Source organism: Vibrio sp. SCSIO 43136, assembly GCF_023716565.1.
GTDB lineage: Bacteria > Pseudomonadota > Gammaproteobacteria > Enterobacterales > Vibrionaceae > Vibrio.
The window spans coordinates 1,165,937-1,187,070 of the sequence record NZ_CP071849.1; the positions used below are offsets into that span (position 1 = coordinate 1,165,937).

Below are 21,134 nucleotides of genomic sequence, written 5' to 3' on the forward strand. Positions count from 1 at the left end.
ATAGTTATCACTTAGATCAACTTTGGGTTTTGTTTGTACTGGATGATCATACTCTACATTGGACTTGGCCATGAAAATAAAACACAAGCTTTATGGGCTGACAGCTCTATCTCTATTTGCCTTAATCTCGATTGTCCTAATCACTGAGATTGCTAACATAAAACTACTCAAAGAAGAGAAAGTATTGGTTAATGTTAAAGCGCTGGAAGTCTCGTTACTTGATCTTAATCGCCTAGAGCTTGAGTTTCTCATTAGCCAAGACAGCAACAAACTGAACGAATTCAATGGAGAAGCGGCCAAATTTGAAGCCAACTTAGCAATACTCAAAACACAGCTGCTCGAATCTAAGCTAACCATTTCAAGCCTCTCTAAATTGCATCAAGAAATAAAGCTCTATGAAAAAGACTTTGCCGCCTTAGTCACTGGATATGGTAAGGATGCGAAGCAAGACCAATACCTCATCAAAGATATGAAGCTACTTTTTGACGACATAATGTCGATTTTCATTAATATTGAGCAGACCTTAGAACAAGATATCAACGCTAACCAACAGGCGATAGAACGGACAATTTTGACCTCTGTCACCTTAGTTACGATAGTGTTGGTTGCACTTTCTGTCTGGGTATCAAATGGTATATCAAGCCGTTTGCAAGCTCTTAGTGACACAATGCAAAACGTCAGTGACACACACGATTTATCACTCAAAACTGATGTGAGTGGCAGTGATGAGATCACTACTATGTCTGGCCAATTTAATACTTTGCTTGAAAGTATGCAGACACTTATTCATTCCGTTAAAACAACCATTAATGAGCTTTCTACGGCCTCTAGCTCTCTTCAACAAAGTAGCAGTAAGACATCTGAGGCGCAGTCTCAGCAGCAATTAGAAATTGACAGTGTCGCTACAGCAATGACAGAAATGGGCGAAACTATTCGCGAGGTCGCTTCAACCACTGACAGAGCTGCAAGCAATACCAAGAACAGCTTCGACAGCGCACAAAAAGGACTTTCTGAAATAGAAGCGACCAAAAACACCATAAGTACATTGGCACAAGAGCTCGATGATGCCGGAAATGAAGTCAGCAACCTGTCGCAATTGTCGGCCAAGATAAGTTCGGTATTGGATGTCATTCGAGACATCGCTGAACAAACCAATTTGCTCGCACTTAATGCGGCGATTGAAGCGGCACGAGCTGGAGAGCAAGGTCGTGGCTTTGCCGTGGTAGCAGATGAAGTAAGAACCTTAGCCAGCCGAACCCAAAGCTCCACCCAAGAAATCACTGAGATCATTCAGTCCGTCCATAACCAAACGGAGCGAGTCGTCAACAGCATGGGTGTATGCCATCAAGAAGGAAAAAACAGTACTCACAGTTCAGACGCTGCATTTGACCAGGTGCAAACCATACTGACAGATATGCAGCAGATATTAGACAGCAGCACGCAAATTGCGTCGGCCGTTGAAGAGCAAAGTCTAGTCTCTGAGGAAGTGGCTCGCAATATCAATAATATCCGCGATATTGCATTGGAAAACACTAAAGCAATTCAGCTCAACACCGAGTCTTCTAAGCATGTTGAAGCTCAAGCTGTGAGCCTATCTGAGGTAATATCTCGATTTAAAGTGTGATTAAGAAATGCAATTACTGACGATTGTGCGCTTTAATTTAAAGGGTTCGAGATTGGATTGTAGATGGGTAAACAATGTCTGAAGGGAGCGTTTCAATAAAGCCCGCACACTGCGGGCTTCTTGCAACAAATTGGCAATTATTCACAATCGGCTGGAACTACCGTTGATAAATCTAGCAGTGGCTCTGCGTCATAATGACCATTGTTTTCTGTCACTCTTGCGAGGAACTCGTAGTGAACTTTATCTATAGCGTTTTCTGAGTTTTGGAACACTTCATTCGCCTTTTGCATGCACTCAGCGCGCATGTACCAAAGCAGGAACTCTGCTCCATCAATATTCACTCGAAACCAAGACTCAAACTCTACACCTTCTTCTACAAGAGAAGCGCGCACTTCCTCTAGTCGTGAGGCCATTGTCAATTGCCAATCAGTGACGTTTTGCTCTACACCATCACGCAGTTTGATTAAACCTGAAGCCATTTCCATATCAATAATCCTTACCTTAAAATTTGCTCAGTTGTAGGCGGTCCAGCCCTTAGTAATGAAGTGGACTCACTCTCGACAACATGAATTCATCGTAACTATTTTTGATGTTAAATAATTTACTTATTCATGGATAATTTGGTCTAGTTCACAAAACAATTTATTCGAGAGCGGGCGTGTACAATACACCAGCGATGATCTTACAAATATTATGAAATTTACATGGGTTGATGTTGGTATTTAGCCAACATAAAGGGTATTTTATCGCTTCGATTTATTTGAGGTTTTTATGTTGTACCAAGCTGCACAAAAGTGGTTACCTAAAGCGTTGTGTCAATCCATCTCAGCGATGCCTAATACCGCCAAAGGTGTGTGGTTGGCATTGATATCAACGGCACTGTTTACGCTTGTGGGAGTTTTGGTCCGCTGGCTAAGCGAAAGCCTCGATGTATTCCAGATATTACTATTTCGCCAAATGGTGTTTATGGTGGTATTACTGCCAGCTATGCTCAAAGCAGGTAGAGCCCTTTTCCAACCTAAGTTTGTCGCCTTGCACTGCTATCGTGTTGTGGGCGCTTTCATCGCTCTCTACGGTGGATTTGTCACCGTGGCGCACATCCCACTTGCAGATGCGACTGCACTAAGTTTTACCCAGGTGCTATTTGTCGCCGTAATTTCGAGCTATTTTTTGGGTGAGCAAGTCAACCTAAGACGACTTGTGACCATAGGTGTCGGATTTATTGGCGTGATGTTAGTGGTTCAGCCCCAATTCTCTGATGAGGATTTTTATTTCATATTACTCGGCCTGATTGCAGCGATAGGTGCTGCAGCAGCAGTGATTAGCGTACGAAAGATGGCGCAGACTGAGAGTCGTTTGATTCTGTTAGTTTACCAAGCCGTATTCGTCGGTGCTGTTGCTCTCTTCCCTGCAATATTGAACTGGCAAACGCCGAATGCTGAACAGTGGGCATTACTTCTCCTAGTTGGGATCATTTCATCATGCGCTCAATGGATTGGCATCACTGCGTACAAATGGGGAGAAGCTAACGTAGTTTCCAACGTTGAGTACGCCAAAATGGTTTACTCCATGGCGTTAGGTTATTGGCTGTTTGACGAACTCCCCAACACACTGGCATTTTTCGGCGCAGGACTCATCATCGCTAGTGCCATCGTGCCACTGTTACTAACAAAAAAGTCAAAGCGCTAGATAGCAATCCGCTTCCCATTAACTAAGCTTAATTCATAAAGCGTTTCTGGAAAGCTCATGTTTAGCAACTCAATCAGCCGCATTCAGTACTTCCCTATCTTAACCCTAGCAATTTCTTTGCTTATTGGGGGGTATTTCTACAACAAAACATTAGATGAGTGGCTCACTGATATAGTCAGCGGGTATATGTTTAGCATTGTCGATGATGTAGCACACCAAATCCAAACGGATAAAGTACACGTATACGACTTATCGCCAGCTCAAATTGCTGTATTTTTAGACAACTTATCTCAATCTTCTACGACACAGCGCATCACGATTATTCATGAAGATGGTTCTGTTCTCGCTGACACACAACTCAGCACTACTGAGGTCAAGAGACTGGACAACCATGCTAACAGGCCTGAAATCGTTGAGGCGCTTAGTCGTGGCAAAGGAATGAGCAAACGATTCAGTTCAACCTTAGATCAAAATCTGTTCTACGTTGCCAAGCGATTTGAAATCATCGACGATGAACATCACCACTCCCATACGCACCACAGCTCGATCTATATCGTTCGGATGGCAACACCTACGATACAGCTTGCCAATATGGCACAAGATCTTAGGTTCATAATATATATCCTGATGGCTTTCTCGATGTTGGTTCTAATCGCATCTACGGTCTTTAGTCAGAAAAAAATCAAACAGGTGATCGATGAAGAAAGATCGCTTCAGCAATCGAGAATTGATAAAAGCACCCATGAAATTGAACTGTTGCGACAGCTAGCCACTACCTTGGCCGCCTGCACCAACATCAATGAAGCACAATCCGTTGTAGAAGACCTGATGCCTCGACTGTTAGGTAAAACAAACGGTTGTGTCTCTTTGATGAGAGACTCAGGAAATTTGCTCGAAGTTAATCTCGACTGGGGGGGAGATTGGATTGGAGAGCATTTATACGCCCCTCATGACTGCTGGGCGATGAGAAAGGGGCGATACCATTTGTCTCACGAAGCAAATCAACACCTCGTATGTAAGCATATGCACGGCTTAGATGAGCGTACCAAGACACTGTGCGTTCCTCTAACAGCCCACGGTAATTCCGTGGGTATATTGCATCTCTACTATTGTGACCCTGACGTTGTAGTCGATGACGAAGCCAAGCAACTTGCATTTGCGATTGCAGAGCATTTAGGGTTGGCACTAGCAAACCTCCGTCTTCAAGAAGAACTACGCTCGCAAGCGATGAGAGACCCCTTAACAGGCCTGTTTAATCGCAGATACTTTGAAGAAAAATTTGAAAGCGAGTGGTCCATCTCGGCACATAGCCATACTCCGATATCACTCTTGATGTTTGACCTCGACCACTTCAAACACTTCAACGATGACTTTGGACACGACGCTGGCGACCATGTGCTCAAAGAGATAAGTAATCTACTTCTACATGCCGCCAATGAAAACAGCCATGTATGTCGCCTTGGCGGCGAAGAATTTGCCATCATATGCCCCAACATGGCGGTACTGGAATCAATAGCACTTGCCGAAATTGTTGTAGAACAGGTAAGCCAATTGCACTTAGAGCATCGAGGACAGTCACTTGGTAAACTTGGTATATCAGCAGGTATCGCCACCTACCCAGATATTCAGGTTGACGAGCAAGAGTTTATCAAAATAGCAGACATGGCACTCTACCAAGCCAAAGATCAAGGCCGCTCCAGAGCCATACACGCCAACCAACTAGAACCCAAAGGCGAAAAGTAAATTTACTTAAGGACACACACCAAATTCTTTCCAACCTCCTCTATTTGGGACACACACCAAAAGTATGATTCTAGACTGATTTTTTGACTAAGCCGCCTAAGCTCTCATTTTGTCCCTAGCCCGACTGCTAAGTTAGCTAAAAACCACCGTTACTAACGATTATGACCACTGCTAGGAAAAACCTCATCTCTGTAGATGCTACACCTTATTATCACTGCGTTTCTCGCTGTGTGCGGCGTAGCTATTTGTGTGGTATCGACAAGCTCACGAATATTAGTTACGAGCATAGAAGGGCTTGGATAGAAGACAAAATTCTATCTCTGACAAGCGCATACTGTATTGATGTTTGCGCTTACGCTGTGATGAGCAACCATTTCCACGTAGTGCTTCACATCAATCGTGACAAGGCTTCTGCGCTGACTCTTGAGGAGGTCGTTGAACGATGGGGACTTCTTCATAAACTTCCTGAATTGATTAAACGGTGGCAACAGAAACAGCTTTCGAGTAAGGCTGAAGAGCTAAAGTGTTCCGAAATTATAGAAAACTGGCGAAAGCGATTGTGGTCACTAAGTTGGTTTATGAAAGAGCTCAATTATGACATTGCGTGCAAAGCCAACCAGGAAGACAACTGCTCAGGGCATTTCTGGGAGAGTCGATTTAAAAGCCAAGCGCTATTGGATGAAAAAGCACTTGCAGCTGCTATGGCTTATGTAGACCTCAACCCAGTTCGCGCTGGCGTTGCCAAAGATCCAGAAAGCTCTGAGTTCACGTCAATTAACTTACGAATCAAAGCACTAAGGCAAAAATCTAAGGCTGCCCAGTGTCTCTACCCGTTCGTTGGTACTGCAAAAAAGGAACTTAACGGCCTGCCTTTTAAGCTGATTGATTATATCGAATTGGTTGATTGGAGTGCTAAGCAATTGAGGGATGGAAAGTACTCGATACCAAGCTCATCTCCTCCAATATTGGTTCGGCTCAACATCAATCACGAATGCTGGTTCAAAGCTTGTACACAGTTAGAGAAAAGGAACACTACCGCTATAGGCGGTATTTCGCTTGTGGAACATGCAAAATGTGCGTTGAGTAAGTCTAAAATCCACTTGTATCCTCTCGAATAAAGTTCTTTTCATCTGTGTCACAATGATGCCAGCTCAAGCTGGTCATTCGTGCTGAGCCGATGGCGAAGCCTATCAAAGTTAAATGTCAAATTAAGAAAACAGCCCAGCTAAATTATTAACTGGTACGATACTTTCTGTGATTAAAGCAATTTGGCACAAAGAAAGTGGCAGGTATGAAAGATATAACCCCCAAACTTTAGCGTTTCCTAGCCCGACTGTCCTGAATCGAACTACTAGTTGAAATCCAACTTTTGAGGTGTGTGTCCCCAATAAAGAAAAGAAGAAAGCTAGAGGTGCCTGTCCTGAATTGGAGAAGAGAATGCAAAAAGCCCGACTCAAAGAGTCGGGCTTTTCTAATTTGGAGCGACACACGAGGTTCGAACTCGTGACCTCAACCTTGGCAAGGTTGCGCTCTACCAGCTGAGCTAGTGTCGCAAATGGAGGCGCGTCCCGGAGTCGAACCGAGGTCCACGGATTTGCAATCCGCTGCATAGCCACTCTGCCAACACGCCTTCGTGTTCCCTTTGTCTCGGGAACGGGGCGTACTTTACCCCATCCCCAGAGAGAGTCAACAATATTTCTGAAATAGAACAACCGTTCGGACATATAAGCATCATCTTGGCGCTAATAAGTTCAAAACGGTGACAAATCCACCGAACCCTTTCACCTGCTAGGTTATCGCCAGGCGCATTACATGCTGTGGTCCTACTGGTCCACCATGATACAAGGTGTCTGTATCCATAAAGCCTGACTTCAGGTAACTTTTGTACGCCCCTTTATTACGACAATTCACGGTGAGATAGACGTACTCAACCGTTAGCCACCGCATCGACACGTATTCGGCAAGCTGCTTGAGCGCCATACTCCCAAGCGAACGACCTTGATGTGCGCTATCAATGAGCATTGAGCGCAAGCCTATGGCAGTATTTGGACAAAAGTCATATCGCTCGCTATAAGTCATATCAAGCTTAAAGAAGCCCACCACATTATGGTTTTCGATCACCAAAACCAGACGCTCGAAAGCTTCGGCAAGGTCAATGGCATCTTTCATGTTAGCGACGGTAAACTCGACTTGGTCATCATTGACCGATAGTGCTAACACCTGGTCACGCCACTGAGGTTCATAAGGCAATAACTCTACCATGTTAAATTCCCTGTTTAATCCGTGCCATATGGAACACGTTTACATACTCACCATTACGGAAAGCGAAGTCCTTGCTTTCCCCTTCAATCACAAAGCCGTGCTTCTCATACAAAGCAATCGCAGCACGATTATCGATGTATACGTTTAGCTCCAATCGACGCACGTTTAACCAATTATCTGCCAAATCAAGCGCCGCTTTAATCAATGCTGAACCGACCCCTTTTCCATGAAACTCATCTTTGACACCCATACCAAAATGCGCCACGTGGCGACGCCTAAGCTGAGGACATAACTCAAGTCCTAGGTTGCCAATCACGATTCCATCATATTCTGCGACCAAACTGGTCACATTGTCTGGGATATTTTGCAAACGAGATTGCCACAGCGGTTCATTAGCCATTGGCAGTTGGAGGGTTTGAGCACAAGCTTCACCTTGTGCATAGATAGCAGCGATAGCGGATGCGTCACTTGGTTGTGCGCGGCGAACGACTATTTCACTCATATTCCCTCCTGAGGACCTTGATGATTGATTAACCAACAAAGTAACTCAGGTTGAGAAAAAGCCCAACCGCTTTTTTGACTCAATTACCAGCGTTTTAGTAATCGATTCATCACGTTAGGGGTATAAGTCCAACAATGGTCAAACATCGACATCAATTGTGGATTACCGTACTTAGACAGGCAAATTGCATGGAAGCGATTGGATTGGGTTTTGAGTTGTTCGACTCTCTCCAAAATATGGTCTGGTTGCTTAGGTGCAATGAAATCTGAGATCACCAACAGATCCCCATTGCGGTAGCGATCCGTCGACATCAATTCGATAGATTGCTCCAGAACAGGTTCGACTTCAGTGCCGCCATGAAAACGATAGGAGAGAAAATCGCTCGCCTCTCTAAGGCCATCTTGGCGGGTCAACTCGTAGGTGATTTGTTCGGTTGAAAAGATAATCACAAAACAGTCGCGCTCTTCAGCAAGCGCGATTTGCATCAAAGCATAAGCCATGGCTTTGGCGCACTGCTCTGGGAACCCTGACATGGAGCCAGAAGCGTCCACACAGATAATAAATGGCCCTTTTTCTTTGTCCACTTGCTTGTTATCTGCCGATTGCGCTTTAACCTTGCGTAGCGTTCGTCGTTTCCCTTGAGTTTTATAGTTCATCAATCGCTTATCAACGAGGTGCTTGTAAAAAACCACCTCAAGTTCTGGGTAGGCCAAGAACATAGTTTCATTGGGTAGCAATTTACTCAAGTCGTCACTTTCGTGAATACCGACAATGTCATCTGTCGCTTCATCACTTTGCTCTTCGACCATTTTAAGGTCTTCATTTGGCGCTTTGTTCAAACTTGGGTCATCAACATCACTCGCCATACGACCTAGTCTACGAGCAATCTCTTGCAGTTCACCATTCTTTTTCAAAAAGTCGGCATACTGCTTGATATTACCTAGGTCAGATTTCGACAACTTCGCCGACGCCATATCCCACAAGCGCCCCATTCCGGCTACACTGCCCTCTTCGGAGACGGCGTCCATTTCCTTCATGGTTTCAATACGTTGATAAAGATCGGCTAGCAGTTTTTCTTTGTCGGTCTCGAGCTCATTCATCTGTGCTTGCTTAACTGCATCACTTAAGCTTTGGTACCACTGATCACAAAAATAGTGGGCAAACATAGGATTTTGCTTACCCTTATTTTTATCCAGTAGACGGCGAGCTTCTAGATAAAATGAAGAGTGCCATTCAAGCTTTTTTACGACTTCGGGGATCTGTCTAAAGAAGGTTGGCTCATCCCAATAAATCACTTCTTGATACAAAGCCAATTCCTGTTGAAAGCGCTCGGTCTCACATACCTTAGTCATCTTATGTTTGACTTTGCCACGCCATTTTATCAGGTGGTTTTTAATCGATGACTTCATGCCTCGATTGTTCTTTGCCACCATCATGACCTGCGAACGACCTAACAAGTCATTCACTGCAGCGTCAACAATGCCTGAATCTGCAACCATAATGGCTAAGTTGAGTCCATCAGCACCTAACATCATTCACCTCTTATGCGAAAAACTCGCTCAAACCTTGAATTCGACGAGCGACTTTCTCGCTCTCCACCGTGGCTTTTTCAAGCTGTTGCGCCAGTGATTGAATGGTCACTTCCATCTGGGTCGGAATTTCTGGCTCGATAAAACCATGTGGTAAAGCACCATGAAAATCGGATTTCACTTTACGCAGGTGATGTTCCGCATCGCTTAACTGCTCGCGAGCACTGCTGGCTTGTTCACACCAATCTTGGTGCTGTTGCTCATCGAGTCCTTTGTGCGTCACCAGTGATACCAACACTGCACGGTTAGCGATGTCGCGAATCACGAGTCGCTCATCGGCATCAACATCAAACCGCAATCGGCACATATTGGTATTTTGGTTAACAAAGCCATAAGCATCGCCACCGCCTTCTTTAATCGCTTTTTCAAGCTCATCAGCAGAGACATAGACCCAACGGCTATCGCCTTTTTCAGACTCAGACACAGACATGTTGCTCTGTAACAACACCAGCTTATAAAGTCCCGAAGTGCTGCCCACTTGATACTTCTTACCTTGAGAAAGATCGTAGCTAAAGCCTTCTTTACGTAGGATTTTGCTCGCAACTTCATGGATAAGCGTCATCGAATATTGCGCTTCGAGTTCGCCCTGAATGGTACTGAGACCATCTTGGCAAGTTTCTATTTGTAGACTGATTTCAGATTGGTCGAAAGCGTGGTGTAGGGCGAAATCTTGCAACACTTCATTGACCAGAAGCCTAGATTCTGGGCTATGCCATAGACAATCACGCAACAGCAATAGGTCAAGCGGGTTAATGGTGTCACGACCGCAAAAATACGCACTCGCTTTTAGAAGTTTCACCGCTTTTTTCCAGCGTCGGTCCGAAATATACAACTCTGACTGTCCGAGTTGCTCACCTTGCTGCTCTGCTTTTTGCTCGATTAGCGTTTTGAGGGTATAGAGTTTTTCGAAACACTGATCGCTAAGCTCCAGTGTGTCTAGTTCTGCCTGCCATTGACGATATTCACTGTCTGTAATAGCTAAGCCTTCGGGAATTTTAGCTTCTTGATCCGTACCGACTGTTAGCATCGAACGAAAGTTTTGCTTATTTTGAATACGGTTAACGAACACTCGAACCAACATCCGATCATACAGTGCTTCAAGGCCGCTATCTTCATCCGGCAGTTCGTTAGATGCCGTGATCAGTAGGCGCATTGGCACCTTTTCAATCTCATTACCATTTTTGAACGTCTTTTCATTCACCACGGTAAGCAGTGTGTTCAATATGGCTGGGCCAGCTTTCCAAATTTCATCGAGAAACACGACTTGTGCGGTAGGTAGGTAGCCTTTAGTCAATCGTACGTATTTGCCGTTGTCTTTCAGCTCTTGAATGCTAAGCGGGCCGAACACTTCTTCTGGCGTGGAAAAACGAGTCATCAAATATTCGAAGTAGCTGCTGTTATCAAACGCTTGAATTAGACGCTTAGCGATTAGACTTTTGGCGATACCCGGAGGGCCAAGAAGAAATACACTTTCACCAGAGAGTGCGGCAAGTAGGCATAATTTGATGGTATGCTCTCGTTCATAGACCCCATCTGACAGGGCCTCGGCGAGTTTATTAATTCTTTCAGAAAGTAGCGCTTTTTGAGCATGCGAGCGCACTTGGGTGTTTAGCATACTGTTCCCTCAATCCTAGGCATTCCATTTGCCCTTAATAACTTTATACAGTTGTTATAATTTTGTTACAACCCCTACTTTTGGGTAGGGTCTGCCTTTATACCAGATCACAAAAATGGCGTATGTTTAGTAAACTATGCTTACAAAAACGGTAAATAGCGCACATTACGTGTGTGATTTCATAGATATCGTTACATTTGGTGACAACTAAAAAGCGCCGCAAAATGCAGCGTTCATCGTCGATTTGAGTGAAAGCCCTTTACAAAAACGGCGTTTGGCGGGCAGTATCAATAAAAACAACAATTAAGCGGAACTATGGATCGGGTTATTCATCGCTGGAAAAATATCGAGCTGTGTGAAGAAGACGTCACACTCCCTACTGGCAAAACTATTTCACACACCACTATCTCCCACCCCGGTGCAGCCGTCATCCTTCCTGTCCTGGATGATGGTCAGATATTGTTGATTCACCAATTTCGCCCGTCGTTAAAAAAATGGTTACTCGAACTCCCTGCAGGTACGATGGAAAGTGAAGAAGACCCAACACAATGTGCGCAGAGAGAACTCGAAGAAGAAACAGGTTACAGTGCGAGCGAATTGATCTCACTGGGGCAAGTCACGCCACTGGCCGGATTTTGTGACGAGATCCAGCACTTGTTTATCGCTAAAGGATTAACAAAAACTGACCGCCTGCTGTGTGACGATGACGAAGTGATTAATTTGCAGCCTCGTTCACTCGATTGGGTCGAAACCGCCATTGCCAATGGTGAGATCAGCGACGCAAAAACCATCGCTTGTCTATTCAAAGCCAAACTGTGCGGTTTAGTCTAGCTATCACTGTCAGCTAAAATACATTGACTAAAGAATTAATAAGTCGTTACATAACCGAGCATCATACTCCTTTACATATGGTGCTAGGCAATTAACACTGCCTGTCGATGTAACACCTATACCAATAAAGTAGATCTAGTACCATTATGAACAGCACCACCGCCAAAAAGCCGAACCCTCTATTTGAGATACTGTTTAACGTATTCATTCCGTCTTTTATTTTGATGAAGTTTAGTGGTGAAGAACACTTAGGCACCACTATGGGCCTTGTTGTCGCCTTGATGTTCCCTATTGCTTATGGTGGTATGGATCTTATCCGCAACAAGAAGTTTAACTTTATCGCAGCGCTTGGCTTTGTCAGCATACTATTGACCGGTGGAATCGGCCTATTAGAACTCGATACCCGTTGGTTAGCACTTAAAGAGGCATTGATCCCTGGCTTGATTGGTTTAGCAGTGCTTGGCTCGACATTTACCCGCTACCCATTTATGCAAAAGATGCTGCTCAATGACACCATCTTGAACCTAGATCTTATCAACAAGCGATTAGAAGAAAATGGCAAATCGGCTGAGTTTGCTCGGTGCTTAACTTCGTCCAACTACTTGTTTGCCAGTACGTTCGCATTCTCTTCAGCGATGAACTACTTCCTTGCGACTTGGATCGTGACAAGCCCTGCGGGTACTGCTGCCTTTAATGAAGAGCTAGGTAAGTTAACTCTCTACAGTTACCCAATGATTGCTATCCCAAGTATGTTGATGATGTTTGGTATCTTCTATTACCTGTGGCGACAAGTGAAATCTATGACCTCGCTCGATGCTGATCAAATATTTCACGCTAAGTAATCCTTGTTAATTGAACAACAAAAAAGCGAGTGACTGACTGTCACTCGCTTTTTTGTTGGTATTACTAGGGCGTGTTGCCCTAATTATCTTTTCTTCCCACGTCCTGCGTGGATCTTCATTTTTGCCTTCATCTTACGTTTCTCAGAAGAACGACTCTTACGACGTGGCGCTTTGTCATCCATCTTTGGCGCATCAGGGCTTGGCTCGTAACCCGCTAACCACTCTTGCGGCAAGCGCTCGTCCAATAGTGATTCAATAGCCGTTAGGAGATACTCTTCATCAGGGCTCATCAAAGAGATCGCTTGCCCTTGCAAACCAGCACGTCCGGTTCGACCAATACGGTGCACGTAATCTTCCGCTTTAAAAGGCATATCGAAGTTCACCACTTGTTCAAGCTGTTGGATATCTAGTCCACGAGCGGCGACGTCAGTGGCGATGAGGGCTCTTACCTTTCCTTCTTTAAAACCATCAAGCGCTCTTTGGCGTGCACCTTGGCTTTTATCGCCATTGATCGCTTCTGCTTTAATACCATCCAGTTTTAGCTCTTTCGCCAGTTGTTCACTGCCTTGCTTTGTTTTGGTGAACACCAGCACTTGCTGCCAATTTCGAGAGCCAATGAGATAGGCCAGTAACTCGGCTTTACGATGTTTATCTACCGGATAAACCATCTGTTTAACCGTTTCCGCAGTCGTATTTTGCGGCGATACCTGTACTTCTTCAGGATTATTAAGCAACTTGTAAGCGATGTTTTTGATCTTACCGGCGAACGTTGCCGAGAAGAACAAGGTCTGTCGATCCGAATTTATGCGCTTCATGATGCGATTAATATCAGGCATAAAGCCCATATCTAGCATTCGGTCCGCTTCATCAAGCACCAATACTTCAGTTTTTGCCAGTGAAATATTACCTTGAAACATATGGTCCAAGAGTCTTCCTGGCGTCGCCACCAAAATATCGCAGCCACCCTTAAGTTTGCTGGTTTGTACATTGATGCTCGTGCCACCGTACACAGCAACCACTTTAAGTGTTTGGTTAGCGTAACTGGTCAGGCTTTCTAACACTTGTTGTGCCAGTTCTCGTGTTGGCACCAACACTAACGCTCTCACGTCATGGCTATTGTCATCACGGTGCATCGGCGCATTGGTAAATGCTTGAATGATAGGTAAACCAAAGGCTGCGGTTTTGCCAGTTCCTGTTTGCGCACCCGCAAGAACGTCTTTTCCATCCAACACATGTGGGATCGCTTGTTGCTGGATCGGTGTTGGTTGCTCGAAACCCAATGATGATAGGTGCTCACATAGTGATGCGTTTAGGCCGAGTGATTGAAATGGCATGATGCTGTCCTCTGATTTAACAGCGCGGGATTGTAACAGCTCAAATTGAACCAATCCACAACAAGCAGCGGTCGTTATTTCAAACGCTCATTTTGTGCTTTAGCCGCGGCTAGAATCTCAGGATATAAAGCAGTAAAGAGCTCAGTAAGATGGTGATAGTGACTATGAAGATAATGGCTAGTATTTGCTAAAGCGCCCATTCTTGGCGAACGCATTGCCATACGAGATAAGGCATAACTCATATTATCAAAGTGCGCATAAGACTCTAACCAACGGCCTTGCCACATGGCGTCGGACACTTGGGTATAGCGCGCTGGAAGTGTCAGTTCGGTTCGAGTCTGCTCGTAAGCGTAGTCGCAAAAATCTGATAGTGTACCTTGATGGTATCGCTGCCAATCCGATGCAAGGCAATGGTCCCAGAACATATCTAACGCTATCGGAGCAAAACGTCTCAATTCTGATGGAAAGCAAAGCTTGGCTTGTTTGACGATGGGGTGAGTATCGGTGTAGCTATCCACAAAACGATGCAATCGAATGCCTTGGGAGATTGTTGCTGGGTACTGTTTGTCAGGGTCCCCCTTAACAAAATCACCGAGCAAGTTTCCTAGCAAGCTGCTATTACTATGCTCGGCGATATGTAAGTGGGCTAAAAAATTCATTGTTTGCTTCTAAATTGGGCGCTTCAACACCTTTAGCTTAAACCGATTACTTATCTGGCGTAACCTCATTTGACTCAGTTACTCTCTCAGGCTCTACGTAATCCGCCAAGATTAAGCCAATTTCAAGTGCATCAAGCATTTCGAGCTCATGCTTATTTTCTTCACTCATTTAATCACTCCATGAAAAGTTGTTGCACATCATTTATACGTCATAAACCACACTTTTATAAGCTTATTGCACCAAATACGCATAGAAGTTTGACTCACATCCCATATTGGATTGAGCGCACTGTAATTAAAGATTTACAGTAGGCGTAAATTTTAGTGTTCACCAGTAAATTGCTTTGTCAGGCAATGCATGGCACATTCCGATTCAAGCCTTATAGAGTGGTTAGTTCCAATCCTCACCACCCATCCACTGTAAATTTTATTGAACACCCTTATGACGTCAAAACTATTCGGAAGTACATTGATCATCGCTGGCACAACTATAGGCGCAGGGATGCTGGCGCTGCCGATCACTTCAAGTGCAATTGGCTTTCCAGTCGCCGCCATGCTCATGTTTGGCCTATGGGCAGTCATGGCATTTACCGCTCTACTCATGTTGGAGCTTCATCAACATGCTCCTGCTAGTGCTACTTTGCATACCCTTGCTCAACAGTTTTTGGGTCGCAAAGGACAAATCATCACCACGCTTTCTATGCTGTTCTTGTTTTATGCTTTGTGCTCAGCGTACGTTGCCGGCGGTGGCAGCCAGTTCCATTTAAGACTCGAGACATGGATGGATATCAGTAAGGAGTCAGCTACTGTTCTCTTTACCCTACTCATTGCGGCGATCGTCGCACTAGGCACCCGATCAGTAGATCGTGTCAATCGCTTATTATTTGTCGCCAAAATCCTTATGCTGCTCAGTGTGCTCTACTTTTTGACACCAAGCGTTCGAATCGAAAACTTAACCGCTATGCCACTTGAAAAAGGCTTGGTTATCGCCGCACTGCCTGTCATTTTCACATCATTTGGCTTTCACGGCAGTATTCCAGCCATCGTTAACTACATGGGTAAAGAGATTAAGGCGCTTAGAGTTGCGATTCTTGTCGGTTCACTTTTACCTCTGCTCGTTTACTTAGCATGGCAAATAAGTTCGATGGGTGTCATTACCGCAAATCAACTCGGTATCTCACCAAGTTTACAGCACTTCATTTCTACATTGAGCCAATCCGCTGGCGGCGGTCGCTTGCTAGAAGCAATCAATCTGTTTGCTGACCTTGCACTACTCACCTCATTTCTAGGGGTAAGCCTAGGGCTGTTTGAATTTATCGCCGACAGTTTGAATAAAAGTGGTACGGTAAAAGGTCGAATCCTAGTCGCCGCTGTCACCTTTACTCCACCGCTTGGCTTTGCGTTGTTTTACCCGCAAGGGTTTATTACAGCCCTGGGTTACGCTGCAATCGCACTGGCGGTACTAGCAATCTTTCTACCGACAACGATGGTCAAAAGGGCAAGACAACAATCGACATCAGATCTCTATTACCAAGTCGCAGGCGGTCGTCTGTCCTTGCACTTAGTCAATGCCGTTGGCTGTTTGGTGGTTGCAGCCCAGATTGCTTTATCTCTTGGCCTAACCAACAGTTTGAACTAGTACACAAGGACACTCTTGACCGTATGCTATTTCGTATTCAGCTCAATGCGAGGTCAACATCGGCGACTTAAACCCAAAAATTTGAGGTGCGCTGTATAACAACCCGCTATTTGGGCAAGATTTATGAGTGGTTGGTATATTTATTGAGCGCTACAGTGACGCAACAACTGCTGTGTGATGAAGGGGCTTAGACTCCAAATCACCAAGAGGCAGTATTTATAATTAAGCGAGGTACTATGCCTACAAAAGTCACCGAAAAGCCCCTTACATTTTTTACGCTGCAGCCATTAAAACAGTGCCCAAAATGCGGGGGAGAAGACTATATGATCTCCGAAAGCGGGAAGATATTTCTGTGTGAGAGTTGCGGATACTTCAATCCGAAGTTTCATCAAGAGCTACCCATCATTGATGATACGCCAGCCACACTTGAAGATACCGTGCATTAACGCCATAAAGCCCCGTAAGGGGCTTTATTATTTATTGTCGCCTTGGCGTCAACCCACCTATCTCTGAATGCCCACCAAAGGCATCTCCTGCTAGGCTAAGTAACTGACTAACTTGAGCATTCATCGCTGCCATTTCGCTTGGATCAAAACGGTAATCGTTAGTCTCTTGGTCTATGTTTAAACATCGGCCGACCATAGTATTACCAGAAGCTTTTTGATACTTAACATCGACCACTAGATCAAATGCTTGTTCATAATTGAGTGAAAATTGCTTGCTCGGCTCATCTGGTTGCAGTTTGATCAGTGCAAATTTGATATGAGGAAACTTCTGTTTCAACCCAGCAAACAAACCAGTCTTGCCTTCTATCAATCGCTCAGTCAACAAATCTTGTCGAAACGCTTGGTCGGAATAGTCTCTCCCCAATCGCTTTAGTTGACTGTCCAGGTTTGGCGTGTCTTTACCACCAGCGATGAGAACGAACAGCAATGGCTTGTTGCCTTCATGGTGTCTAAGTTCGTTCACGCCTCGCAATATGCCTTGAAACGATGAGGTCCAAGAGCCTAAATACTGGGCAGGTTGATTATCAGTGGCCTCTTGCCATCTACTGCCTGAGTTGAACATTCTCACTCGACTTGTAAATGGGTCCAAGCTGTTTCCGCCTTTAGGCAAAAACCCTTTATTCCATTTGTGTTCAAAGCCTATGCTTTGCATATTGCCACGACAAATCCGGTTAAACGGCATGTGCATGGCTTGAAACTCATCCACAGGTAAATCCGCATTTAAATTTCGTTTGCTCGATAACTGCAACGCTCGCTGGATGGTTGCTTCTATATCCACCTCTTCCATATTGAAAGGTAGCCAGTCATCGATGCGCTTTTCATTTCCCCACGCATCTTTGACCATATTGCCCTCAGTGAACAGTGCTCGTTCGACATAAGGCTGCATCTTGGAGTTACCTTTCGCAATTTTCGCTGGTGAGTCTTCACTCTTACGCCTAACCTGCGCAAGTTCTTGTCGCCAATTGAACTCATCCAGCCCTGCACCACCCGCTTTTTTAAACACCAAATGGTTCTCACACATAACAGAGTTAGGTGTACCACTTCGCATCGTGCTGCGAGTGCCGTTTTCAAAAGGAATAACCGCTACTCGTCCAAGTTTATCTAAGTCCGTTTCATCGGGCTTGCGCACTTGCTCGATAAACATTCGTGTCATTTGATGTGCAACTGCAAGCTTTGCGCTCTGCAAACGCTTAATGCCTGGAGTAATAAACTCAGTACAGGTCTCTTGGTTCATCGACATCGAGTGATCGATCACCAAAACAACATCCGAAATATCCCCTGCCCCTGAACCTGTATTCGCTTTTTGCGCAGCAGCAAAGTTAGTTACGCCTTGAGTCTTGGCAAAAGATGGCGCGCTAGAATAAGACATCCAGCTTGAGTGCGTTGTCTTAGCTGCAATGCGGTAATCAAAGCTGTGGCGCTCGGGACCTTTACTGATTTGAATCGATGTTTCCGGGTTTTGTTGACTATCTTTTAGGTAGCTTTGAATGGTCTTTTCTACCAGTTGCGTTGATTGTTTATGTCTGAGAGATTTCTCGCTACCTTCTAGAGTCAGTACTTTCTCCGCCTGATCGGCGGCAAGTAATAGTGAAGAGGTCTCTAAAGCATCACCCAGTCGGGCTTTGTAGTTGAGATATCTAGCACCTTCTACACCGAGTGCGGCAAAGCCTGCCAGTACGACAAACACACCAACAAACCAAATCGCTGCCGCCCCCTGTTGTTTTTTCATCATGACTATCTACCTACACTAAAGCTTGAAGAGGCAATAACGCTTCCTTGAGCCTTTTTACCTACAATTCGCTCAAACAGCCCTTGAGAGCGGTAAAAGACGGTTACCCGATACATAGGGGCATGGCGCTGCTTGTTGGTATATGGTGCAAGTTTTACCAAGTCAGCAACAGACTCTTTTTTCCCTATCAGAGAGCGATTGCCAAAAACAAACTGAGCGTGACGACGAAGATGTTTTGGGTTCTGGCTAGAAGTCATGGTGATGCCTTCAACTCGAATCGCATAGTGGCGTGGATCGAAGTTATCCCGGCTCAATTTAATCTGACTTTCAACCACTTGATGGATTTTATGAGCATCTCGATAAGTAAGCGGCCTATCTGTCACAGTATCGATTTTGTGATTAAACAGTAGCTCTCGCTCACTGAGCAAGTTCACCGCCGAATAGCTCAGGTTATCCAAATCACCTTGTAAACTGGTTTTATGGCTGAGATCGGTAGCAAAGCCCGCACAAAGTGCCAGTGCTGCCAATATGAACGCCATTTCAATCGCAATTACGCCCTTAACTTTCTGCATGTTTTGCTCCTTCTTGCACCGCAATGACTCGGCGTTTAATGGTGCTCGGTTGAATAATGCTAAAACTCATTAAAGGTTGATAGGTATAGGCAATTTCATAACAAGCGATCGGCGCAGTCTTACGATCCCTTGCATTCATTGGCTGATTAGCAGCAAGTGCTGTAATACTGGCATAGCGCTTGACGTCAACATCAAGTGAGCCCTTCTTTAGCAACAATGCCCACAGAGAGAAGCTGTTCTGCTTAATGATTTCAACGAAATGTCGCTCAAATTCTTGCTCTGATTTGATATCAAGGACTTTAACGTCACGAGCCGATTCAGACACAGCAAAATTCAGCACGGAGGTGCTGTAGTTTCTTAGCCCAACATCCATGAGTAGAATGGTGACAAGCCACAACGCCATAAAACTCAGCGCAAATTCGATGCTGACAACACCTCTAGCACGTTGAATTGAAGGCATAATTTGATCTCTGTTCCAAAAATTTGGCGAGATGCTACGACATAAAACTTAATTTACGCAAGAAAAGAATGACGTTAATTACGTCAAATTGACGTCATTTTATGGAATAGGCCTAACTAGAAAGCGGGTTCTAGAGGCTGGTCTGAACAGTTACCCTAGGCTTTTTTCACTTTGCGTACCAAGCACGGCAGAAGAGAGCTGATCAATTCTAGAGATTGTAGAGACCTGTGGGTGTTCAATAAGGATGTCTGATAAGTTAGGACGGAAATAATAGGTTCGCATCCCCGCCTCTATCCCTGCTTTAACGCCTTTTAAGGTGTCATCAACATAAACACATTCGCTTGGCGAAAACCCCATATTCATGGCGCTATAAACCAAAAGGTCTGGGTCGGGCTTCCAGCTGTTAGTATCAAATGCGCTAAATACGGCGTTTGGGAAATAGTGCGTCAGTTCAGTTAATTCTAATGCGTGCTCTACCCTATCTTTCTCACTGTTAGCTGCTATGCATAACACAACACCTTGGGCCACCAACTGGTCGAGCAGTGTCACGACGCCGGGCATAGGCTCTAATTCCGCTTCGTAAAGGGTCTGTTTGCGTTCTCGATAAAGAGGCTCTAAGACGTCTAAAGAGACAGAAAGACCATAGCGTTGGCAAGCTTCAGATAGGATATCCGCAGGTTTACCACCTTGAAAATGACGCAGGGCATCAACAATGGAGACTTGGCAATCAAACTTAGCAAATACATCGACCAAAGCTCGGCAACATAAGCTTTCACTGTCGACTAAGGTTCCTTCGCAATCGAAGATCACACACTGTGGTTTTTCTTGCATCTCATATCTCGCGGTGGCTGCAATAAATCCAGTGTTAATCAGTAACTTCAGAATGCAAAGTTAGGGTGATGAAAAGTGCTAGCTGCGCCAAACTTTGCGCTTAAAATCAGCACAGCGATCACGTTAACCAAGATTAAACCCTATTTACCGTACGGTTGTTAGTCGATAAATTCGACCCAGATTGGTGCATCAATCTGAGTTTCTAGTTTAATTCTATCAAACAGTTGAGCGATAAATGCCGCTTCGTGCGCTGGGTCTAAGCTCCACAGGTCACTGATTAGCACAATGCCATCACCAGGAGTCGTTAAAGCACAAGCACATGGCTCACCTTCAGCGAATGCGATGTACATGGGGTGATTTTCGTCAAAGATGATCTGGGTTAAGAACTCAACGATCAAAGACTGCTCGGATTCTGCTTGCCAAAACTTCGCCTGAAGCATTGCAAACATAATCGTTAAGCGATGGAAGTCAATCACATAGATTTCCATCTCAATGTCGTCTGGGTGCAGCGGATTCTTATATTCAACGGCATGAGCCGTTTGCTGGCGAGACAGATAGAGATCTCTTCCTTGTAAGCTCTCTTTGGTAGGATATTCAACGTCGACTTGACTGGCGAGCCAAGCATTTTTCTTTTCTACAAGCTGGGCAATATCTGTCATCAAAATACTTCCGTTGCCCTAAACACAGGTTAGGGGCTAGATTAATGC

At 44.8% G+C, this 21,134-nt stretch carries 20 protein-coding genes and 2 tRNA genes; 7 read left to right on the forward strand and 15 right to left on the reverse strand.

The window, feature by feature from the left end; translation table 11 throughout:
- Window positions 1–70: 70 nt before the first annotated feature.
- On the forward strand, window positions 71–1,624 hold the full coding sequence (locus J4N39_RS20145) for a methyl-accepting chemotaxis protein (protein ID WP_252024253.1): 1,554 nt from the start codon (window positions 71–73) through the stop codon (window positions 1,622–1,624).
- 137 nt (window positions 1,625–1,761) lie between these two features.
- Here J4N39_RS20145 and J4N39_RS20150 read toward each other — a convergent pair whose 3' ends face one another.
- On the reverse strand, window positions 1,762–2,109 hold the full coding sequence (locus J4N39_RS20150; protein ID WP_252024255.1) for a DUF6176 family protein: 348 nt from the start codon (window positions 2,107–2,109) through the stop codon (window positions 1,762–1,764).
- A 286-nt stretch (window positions 2,110–2,395) separates the two neighbouring features.
- On the opposite strand from J4N39_RS20150, the gene J4N39_RS20155 reads away from it, so the two are divergent.
- The 3 genes from J4N39_RS20155 to J4N39_RS20165 all read left to right on the forward strand — a co-directional run bounded on the left by J4N39_RS20155 (window position 2,396) and on the right by J4N39_RS20165 (window position 6,174).
- Complete coding sequence (locus J4N39_RS20155; protein WP_252024257.1) at window positions 2,396–3,313, forward strand: DMT family transporter; 918 nt, start codon at window positions 2,396–2,398, stop codon at window positions 3,311–3,313.
- A 57-nt stretch (window positions 3,314–3,370) separates the two neighbouring features.
- Complete coding sequence (locus J4N39_RS20160) at window positions 3,371–5,056, forward strand: sensor domain-containing diguanylate cyclase (protein ID WP_252024259.1); 1,686 nt, start codon at window positions 3,371–3,373, stop codon at window positions 5,054–5,056.
- 161 nt (window positions 5,057–5,217) lie between these two features.
- A complete protein-coding gene (locus J4N39_RS20165) occupies window positions 5,218–6,174 on the forward strand; it encodes a transposase (protein WP_252024261.1) in 957 nt (318 codons plus the stop codon).
- 359 nt (window positions 6,175–6,533) lie between these two features.
- Here J4N39_RS20165 and J4N39_RS20170 read toward each other — a convergent pair.
- The 6 genes from J4N39_RS20170 to J4N39_RS20195 form a co-directional block, all read right to left on the reverse strand.
- Window positions 6,534–6,609, reverse strand: a tRNA-Gly gene (locus J4N39_RS20170).
- Between the two features lie 3 nt (window positions 6,610–6,612).
- A tRNA-Cys gene (locus J4N39_RS20175) sits at window positions 6,613–6,686 on the reverse strand.
- Window positions 6,687–6,844: 158 nt separating this feature from the next.
- Complete coding sequence (locus J4N39_RS20180; RefSeq protein WP_252024263.1) at window positions 6,845–7,318, reverse strand: GNAT family N-acetyltransferase; 474 nt, start codon at window positions 7,316–7,318, stop codon at window positions 6,845–6,847.
- 1 nt (window position 7,319) lies between these two features.
- Window positions 7,320–7,820, reverse strand: a complete 501-nt coding sequence (locus J4N39_RS20185) for a GNAT family N-acetyltransferase (RefSeq protein ID WP_252024265.1) — start codon at window positions 7,818–7,820, stop codon at window positions 7,320–7,322.
- Window positions 7,821–7,903: 83 nt separating this feature from the next.
- A complete protein-coding gene (viaA, locus tag J4N39_RS20190) occupies window positions 7,904–9,352 on the reverse strand; it encodes an ATPase RavA stimulator ViaA (protein ID WP_252026863.1) in 1,449 nt (482 codons plus the stop codon).
- Window positions 9,353–9,362: 10 nt separating this feature from the next.
- Complete coding sequence (locus tag J4N39_RS20195) at window positions 9,363–11,024, reverse strand: ATPase RavA domain-containing protein (protein WP_252024267.1); 1,662 nt, start codon at window positions 11,022–11,024, stop codon at window positions 9,363–9,365.
- A 315-nt stretch (window positions 11,025–11,339) separates the two neighbouring features.
- Between J4N39_RS20195 and J4N39_RS20200 the strand changes: the two genes are divergently transcribed.
- Together J4N39_RS20200 and J4N39_RS20205 are read left to right on the forward strand one after the other, a co-directional pair.
- A complete protein-coding gene (locus J4N39_RS20200) occupies window positions 11,340–11,855 on the forward strand; it encodes an NUDIX hydrolase (protein ID WP_252024271.1) in 516 nt (171 codons plus the stop codon).
- A gap of 146 nt (window positions 11,856–12,001) precedes the next feature.
- A complete protein-coding gene (locus J4N39_RS20205; protein ID WP_252024274.1) occupies window positions 12,002–12,697 on the forward strand; it encodes a VC0807 family protein in 696 nt (231 codons plus the stop codon).
- Between the two features lie 83 nt (window positions 12,698–12,780).
- Here the strand turns inward: J4N39_RS20205 and J4N39_RS20210 are convergent, their stop codons facing one another.
- The 3 genes from J4N39_RS20210 to J4N39_RS22995 form a co-directional block, all read right to left on the reverse strand.
- Entirely contained in the window at window positions 12,781–14,031 is a 1,251-nt protein-coding gene (locus J4N39_RS20210) for a DEAD/DEAH box helicase (protein ID WP_252024276.1), read from the reverse strand.
- 74 nt (window positions 14,032–14,105) lie between these two features.
- Window positions 14,106–14,690: an acyl carrier protein phosphodiesterase gene (locus tag J4N39_RS20215; protein WP_252024279.1), complete on the reverse strand. Its 585-nt coding sequence runs from the start codon at window positions 14,688–14,690 to the stop codon at window positions 14,106–14,108.
- Between the two features lie 46 nt (window positions 14,691–14,736).
- Window positions 14,737–14,859 (reverse strand): hypothetical protein, encoded by a 123-nt coding sequence (locus J4N39_RS22995; RefSeq protein ID WP_286036839.1) that lies wholly within the window; start codon window positions 14,857–14,859, stop codon window positions 14,737–14,739.
- A 273-nt stretch (window positions 14,860–15,132) separates the two neighbouring features.
- On the opposite strand from J4N39_RS22995, the gene J4N39_RS20220 reads away from it, so the two are divergent.
- On the forward strand, window positions 15,133–16,329 hold the full coding sequence (locus J4N39_RS20220) for an aromatic amino acid transport family protein (RefSeq protein WP_252024282.1): 1,197 nt from the start codon (window positions 15,133–15,135) through the stop codon (window positions 16,327–16,329).
- A 477-nt stretch (window positions 16,330–16,806) separates the two neighbouring features.
- On the opposite strand, the gene J4N39_RS20225 is transcribed toward J4N39_RS20220, so the two are convergent.
- The 5 genes from J4N39_RS20225 to J4N39_RS20245 all read right to left on the reverse strand — a co-directional run bounded on the left by J4N39_RS20225 (window position 16,807) and on the right by J4N39_RS20245 (window position 21,086).
- The gene (locus J4N39_RS20225; protein WP_252024285.1) at window positions 16,807–18,567 is read right to left on the reverse strand and encodes a vWA domain-containing protein; all 1,761 of its coding nucleotides are present in this window, start codon (window positions 18,565–18,567) and stop codon (window positions 16,807–16,809) included.
- 2 nt (window positions 18,568–18,569) lie between these two features.
- The gene (gene tadF, locus J4N39_RS20230) at window positions 18,570–19,136 is read right to left on the reverse strand and encodes a tight adherence pilus pseudopilin TadF (protein WP_252024287.1); all 567 of its coding nucleotides are present in this window, start codon (window positions 19,134–19,136) and stop codon (window positions 18,570–18,572) included.
- Window positions 19,123–19,596, reverse strand: a complete 474-nt coding sequence (locus tag J4N39_RS20235; protein ID WP_252024289.1) for a TadE family protein — start codon at window positions 19,594–19,596, stop codon at window positions 19,123–19,125. The genes tadF and J4N39_RS20235 overlap by 14 nt, the downstream gene beginning before the upstream one ends.
- A gap of 150 nt (window positions 19,597–19,746) precedes the next feature.
- Window positions 19,747–20,427, reverse strand: a complete 681-nt coding sequence (locus tag J4N39_RS20240) for an HAD-IA family hydrolase (protein WP_252024343.1) — start codon at window positions 20,425–20,427, stop codon at window positions 19,747–19,749.
- A gap of 158 nt (window positions 20,428–20,585) precedes the next feature.
- Window positions 20,586–21,086 (reverse strand): flavodoxin, encoded by a 501-nt coding sequence (locus J4N39_RS20245; RefSeq protein ID WP_252024345.1) that lies wholly within the window; start codon window positions 21,084–21,086, stop codon window positions 20,586–20,588.
- Window positions 21,087–21,134: the final 48 nt, after the last annotated feature.

Excerpts from the sequence above, each read along its gene's own strand:
- J4N39_RS20195 (WP_252024267.1), bottom strand. The coding sequence starts at position 11,024 with ATGCTAAACACCCAAGTGCGCTCGCATGCTCAAAAAGCGCTACTTTCT.
- viaA (WP_252026863.1), bottom strand. The coding sequence starts at position 9,352 with ATGTTAGGTGCTGATGGACTCAACTTAGCCATTATGGTTGCAGATTCA.
- J4N39_RS20145 (WP_252024253.1), top strand. The coding sequence starts at position 71 with ATGAAAATAAAACACAAGCTTTATGGGCTGACAGCTCTATCTCTATTT.
- J4N39_RS20150 (WP_252024255.1), bottom strand. The coding sequence starts at position 2,109 with ATGGAAATGGCTTCAGGTTTAATCAAACTGCGTGATGGTGTAGAGCAA.
- J4N39_RS20160 (WP_252024259.1), top strand. The coding sequence starts at position 3,371 with ATGTTTAGCAACTCAATCAGCCGCATTCAGTACTTCCCTATCTTAACC.
- J4N39_RS20215 (WP_252024279.1), bottom strand. The coding sequence starts at position 14,690 with ATGAATTTTTTAGCCCACTTACATATCGCCGAGCATAGTAATAGCAGC.
- J4N39_RS22995 (WP_286036839.1), bottom strand. The coding sequence starts at position 14,859 with ATGAGTGAAGAAAATAAGCATGAGCTCGAAATGCTTGATGCACTTGAA.
- J4N39_RS20235 (WP_252024289.1), bottom strand. The coding sequence starts at position 19,596 with ATGCCTTCAATTCAACGTGCTAGAGGTGTTGTCAGCATCGAATTTGCG.
- tadF (WP_252024287.1), bottom strand. The coding sequence starts at position 19,136 with ATGCAGAAAGTTAAGGGCGTAATTGCGATTGAAATGGCGTTCATATTG.
- J4N39_RS20200 (WP_252024271.1), top strand. The coding sequence starts at position 11,340 with ATGGATCGGGTTATTCATCGCTGGAAAAATATCGAGCTGTGTGAAGAA.
- J4N39_RS20245 (WP_252024345.1), bottom strand. The coding sequence starts at position 21,086 with ATGACAGATATTGCCCAGCTTGTAGAAAAGAAAAATGCTTGGCTCGCC.
- J4N39_RS20180 (WP_252024263.1), bottom strand. The coding sequence starts at position 7,318 with ATGGTAGAGTTATTGCCTTATGAACCTCAGTGGCGTGACCAGGTGTTA.
- J4N39_RS20220 (WP_252024282.1), top strand. The coding sequence starts at position 15,133 with ATGACGTCAAAACTATTCGGAAGTACATTGATCATCGCTGGCACAACT.
- J4N39_RS20225 (WP_252024285.1), bottom strand. The coding sequence starts at position 18,567 with ATGATGAAAAAACAACAGGGGGCGGCAGCGATTTGGTTTGTTGGTGTG.
- J4N39_RS20210 (WP_252024276.1), bottom strand. The coding sequence starts at position 14,031 with ATGCCATTTCAATCACTCGGCCTAAACGCATCACTATGTGAGCACCTA.
- J4N39_RS20240 (WP_252024343.1), bottom strand. The coding sequence starts at position 20,427 with ATGCAAGAAAAACCACAGTGTGTGATCTTCGATTGCGAAGGAACCTTA.
- J4N39_RS20165 (WP_252024261.1), top strand. The coding sequence starts at position 5,218 with ATGACCACTGCTAGGAAAAACCTCATCTCTGTAGATGCTACACCTTAT.
- J4N39_RS20205 (WP_252024274.1), top strand. The coding sequence starts at position 12,002 with ATGAACAGCACCACCGCCAAAAAGCCGAACCCTCTATTTGAGATACTG.
- J4N39_RS20185 (WP_252024265.1), bottom strand. The coding sequence starts at position 7,820 with ATGAGTGAAATAGTCGTTCGCCGCGCACAACCAAGTGACGCATCCGCT.
- J4N39_RS20155 (WP_252024257.1), top strand. The coding sequence starts at position 2,396 with ATGTTGTACCAAGCTGCACAAAAGTGGTTACCTAAAGCGTTGTGTCAA.